Consider the following 4,413-nt stretch of genomic DNA (forward strand, 5'->3'; position numbering starts at 1 on the left):
GGCCGGCTTGTGATGCTCGAACGGGCTGCGATACGGCACGCTCACGCGCTGCGCTTCGACTTCGACGAGATAGAACCCAGCCGATCCGTCGTCGTGCTGCACGCGAAACGCGGGATCGGTACCGTAGTTGTCCTGTGCCTGCGTCAACGCTTCGCGCAGGCTGTACGGAAAGTCCGCGCTGTCGCTTGCGACGGGCAGGTTGTTCTCGATCCACCACGCCACCTCGATCGCGGCGAATTCGCGCTGATCGGCGGGATCACGATCGTGCTCGGGATGGTCGGCCAGCGTGAAGCGCCGGCCGGCATCGATCGCGCGCACCCCGCCTGCAGCATGGAAACGCTTCGCTTGCGACTCCCACTCCTCCATCTTGACCTTTGTCAGATGGTCACCGCGCGTCTGGTCGAGATAGGTGTAGGTACCCGTGTACTCGTAAACTTCGAGTTGATCCGGCAACTCGCCCTGGCCGCCCATCGTCGGCAGCGACGTGCCTTTCGGGTTCGACGGCTGCGAAGGATTCTTGTAGTCGAACGTGCGCGTCGTACGCGTCACGCTCTGCAGCGTGCGCGTACCCGACCATTGAGTGAACGCGTCAGGTTCGCTGGCCGCGTCGCCGCGATAAAAGCGCACGATTTCCGGCGACAGCGGCGCGAAGGCCTGCAGATTGTCGGTGATCACGAGCGTATGCGACTTGCCGTCGTCGGCCTGCTGCCATGCGCAGTAGAGCCCCTCGCTCTCCATCAGCCGATGCACGAAATGCCAGTCGGTGTCGTGCTGGCGCGTGTACGAGCGGTTCGGCAAGGGCTTCGACAGCGCGAAGCGGAAATGCCCCTGCGCCTGCGGGTGCTGGTTCAGCACGTCGCTGATGATCTGGTCGACGGTCGTGTCGTTCCAGAGCCGCTGATCGCGACGAAACTTCAGGAAGTGGGTGAAATCGGCGAACACGAGCTGATAGGTCGTGAGCCCGCCGTCGGCACCGAGCCGGCGCGCGGTATGCACGTAGCCATTGATCGGCCGGTAACCGAGATCGCCCTGCTGGATCCACAACGTGACGGGCTGTGCGATCAGCTTTTTAAGTTCCACATCGCTGTCGGTCGACAGCACGTCGAGCGTGAACTCGTACGCGCGCCCGATTCGTGAGCGGCCGACTGCCCGCTGAACGGTCAGGACGTTGGGCCCCAATGGCGTATCGAGCTTCAGCAACCGGTCCTGCTGAAGCAATCCGCCGCGCAACGCGGCGATTGTGTTCTGCATGTTCATGAACGGCCTTTTTTCTTTTGACACGCCCTCGGATGGCGCGAGCATTCGATTTTGCTCGCGCGATTTTACAGACAAAACTTCGCACGCCCTCAAATCTGACCTGATTTAAACGAGCGGAATCCGATCAGGCCGCGTGCCACGCAGGTGAACGGCAACCACGCCCGCCGTCCGAACATCGATGAAATCGATTGCAATCAGGGCCAATTCCGGTTTCGGCGCGGCCCGGTTGCGAGTAGTGTCTACGTGCCCGTATTGCGGCCCGCCGCGCCCACCCGGCGCGCACCCCACACCACGCTGACCACTGGAGATCTGCGATGAAACGTTCGAAGTTCCTGCTGTCGGGCCTGCTGCTCGCGTCGGCCCTCGGCTTCACGGCCGTCGCCGCGCACGCGGACGACCTGCTCGATTCAGTGAAGAAAGCCGGCGTGCTGCGCGTCGGCCTCGAAGGCACGTATCCGCCGTTCAACTCGCGCGGCACGTCGGGGCAACTCGAGGGTTTCGACGTCGACGTCGCGAACGCGGTCGCCGGCAAGCTCGGCGTGAAGACGCAGTTCATCCCGACCGAATGGAGCGGCATCATCGCCGGCCTGCAGGCCGGCAAGTTCGACGTGATCGTCAACCAGGTCACGATCACGCCGCAGCGCAAGGAAGCACTCGACTTCAGCGAGCCGTACACGTACTCGGCCGCACAGCTGATCCAGCGCAAGGACGACACGCGCAACTTCAAGTCGCTCGACGACTTCAAGGGCAAGAAGCTCGGCGTGACGCTCGGCACCAACTATGACCAGATGGCGCGCACCGTGCCGGGCATCGAGGTGCAGACATATCCGGGCGCGCCGGAGAAGCTGCGCGATCTCGCCGCGGGCCGGATCGAGGCGACGCTCGACGATCGCCTGATGCTGCCGTACATGATCAAGACGTCGAACCTGCCGCTGCGCGCGGGTGCCGTGCTGAACGGCGGCAAGCAGGAAATGGCGATCCCGTTCCGCAAGGGCAACCCGAAGTTCGAGAAGGCGATCAACGACGCGCTCGACTCGCTGCGCAAGGACGGCACGCTGAAGAAGATCTCGATGCACTGGTTCGGCAGCGACGTGACCGTGCCGGTCGCGCAGTAAACGGCCCGGCGATACAACGCGTCACGCCCTTCGTCTCGATGAAGGCGTGACGCTTCCCCTCAAGCCGCTTCGTCGAAGCGCGCCAGCAGCATCTGGCCGATCGGTGTCAGCGCCGGGCGCGCGGCCACGGCATTCATGCGCACCTGCGTATCGTCGACCAGCCGCTTCTCGACCAGCACGGCGAAGGCCGGATTCGACGGATCGACGCTGTCCGGCGCTCGCGCAACGCGCAACAGCATCGAGAATTCATGCGGACTCAGCATGGTCCCTGTCTCCTGATCGTCCGCGGTCCGGTTCGAACCGTCGTCGATCGTATTTTCGAATGAAATGGCGCGATGCATGACCGCTGCGCCGCCGGGAGCGAGATCCCGGTCGGCCCCCACCTGCGACGCGGGCACGTCGTCGCGAGCAGGTTGCGCACGTTCCCGGTCCGGCGGTGCCGCCGCGACGGGAACGTGCAACGTTATGGGCGCACCATGACGCGACCGTGACAGGAAAACGGGGCGCAAATCGGTGCACGTCACGCGCCGTTTCGGTTCGAGGCCGCCACGAGTGACGAAGACGGGGCGTAGCGCCTGCCAGGCCGTCAGTTGCCCGCTCGCCGGCCGTTTCGTACCCTTCATCGCGGATCGACCGAATACGTGTGTTGCATGCCATGGTCCGAGAAAACTCAGACCGGAGCAGCGCCAGCATTTCGCTAAAGCACCTCACCGCAACCGATGTAAAATCGCGCGGGCATTCCTCAGACGCTATCCGAGAGCGCTGCAAATATAACGAAAGGCTTACGATGAACGTGCAGAACCTTGCTGCCGCGCTACGTGGCGGCCTGATTCAGCAGGACCGGCTGTTGAAGCTTGATACACCGCTTGGTGCAAACGCGCTGACGGTACTCCGGGCCGTTGGCCGATCGACAATCGGTCGCGACTATGCCTTCACGCTGGACGTGGTATCGCCCGACAACGCCATCGAGCTGAAAAAGCTCATCGCGCAACCCGTCACACTCTGGCTTTCGCAGGTAAACGGGCAGTATCGCCCCATCCATGGCTATATCTACACGGCACGCCAGCTGGGCGTGGATGGCGGGCTGACGACGTATCAGATCACGCTGCAAGCATGGATGCACGTGCTGAAATTCCGCCGCGATCAGAAGATCTGGATCGACAAGACGGCCGACGACATCGTATCCGACGTGCTGAACCAACACCCGGAAGCGCGCGGCCGGTTTCGGTTCGCACTGTCGCAAACGCTGCCGAACCGGTCGTATACCCGGCAGAGCGAAACTGACTGGCATTTCGTGCACCGCCTGCTTGAGAGCGAAGGCCTGTTCGGTTACTGGGAACAGGCAGACGACGGACAATCGCACACGCTCGTGATCACCGACAGGCTGGCAGCATGTCCGGAGCTGTCGCCAACGACGGTTTCGTATTACCGAGGCGGAACCCGCATCGAAGCAGACGGGTTGACGCAATGGTCGGGTACGCGCACGCTGCAGAGCGTCACGCACACGACACGCACGTTCGACTACAAGAATCCTTCGCAACCGTCGAACCCGAAAGGCACGACACTGCCGACGATGGGCGGACAGGGTGAGTTGCCCGATCAGCTCGAGATCTACGAGTACACCGGCGCGTACACCTTCCAGCAACAGCAGCATGGCGACAGGCTTTCCCACATCCGCATGGAAGAATGGGAATCGCGCGCCAAACGGTTCCACGGCGTGGGGGGCGCGCGAGCCATCGATGCCGGGCGGCGTTTCGCGCTGTCGGGCCATCCCGTACACGATCGCGACCCGGCGGACCAACGCGAATTCGCGACGATTTCGGTGACGTGGTGGATCGAAAACAACCTGCCTGCCACTCGCATGCGGGACTTTCCGCACAGTCTGCACCGCGACATCGACAAGGCCCGGACGAACCGGTCGGGCAACACGCCGACCACCCCGTCGCACGATGACGATTCGGCCGGTTTCTATCTCGTCGAAGTCGAAGCGCAGCGCGTGAGCGTGCCGTATCGCAGCCCGTTCGAGCATCACAAGCCGGAG

4 protein-coding genes are annotated in these 4,413 nt (G+C 63.1%); 2 read left to right on the forward strand and 2 right to left on the reverse strand.

The features are described from left to right. Positions 1–1,257 (reverse strand): phage late control D family protein (locus G3O00_RS40330; protein WP_206146330.1); only part of this gene is annotated, 1,257 nt, incomplete at its 3' end. A gap of 314 nt (positions 1,258–1,571) precedes the next feature. Between G3O00_RS40330 and G3O00_RS40335 the strand changes: the two genes are divergently transcribed. Then, entirely contained in the window at positions 1,572–2,372 is an 801-nt protein-coding gene (locus tag G3O00_RS40335; RefSeq protein WP_011350749.1) for a transporter substrate-binding domain-containing protein, read from the forward strand. A 59-nt stretch (positions 2,373–2,431) separates the two neighbouring features. Here G3O00_RS40335 and G3O00_RS40340 read toward each other — a convergent pair whose 3' ends face one another. Then, positions 2,432–2,635: a hypothetical protein gene (locus tag G3O00_RS40340; RefSeq protein WP_011350748.1), complete on the reverse strand. Its 204-nt coding sequence runs from the start codon at positions 2,633–2,635 to the stop codon at positions 2,432–2,434. 524 nt (positions 2,636–3,159) lie between these two features. Between G3O00_RS40340 and G3O00_RS40345 the strand changes: the two genes are divergently transcribed. Further along, the coding region (locus G3O00_RS40345; RefSeq protein ID WP_206146331.1) for a phage late control D family protein at positions 3,160–4,413 on the forward strand (1,254 nt) is incomplete at its 3' end.

Origin of the sequence: Burkholderia sp. Ac-20384 (genome assembly GCF_017104605.1) — a bacterium.
GTDB lineage: Bacteria > Pseudomonadota > Gammaproteobacteria > Burkholderiales > Burkholderiaceae > Burkholderia > Burkholderia lata.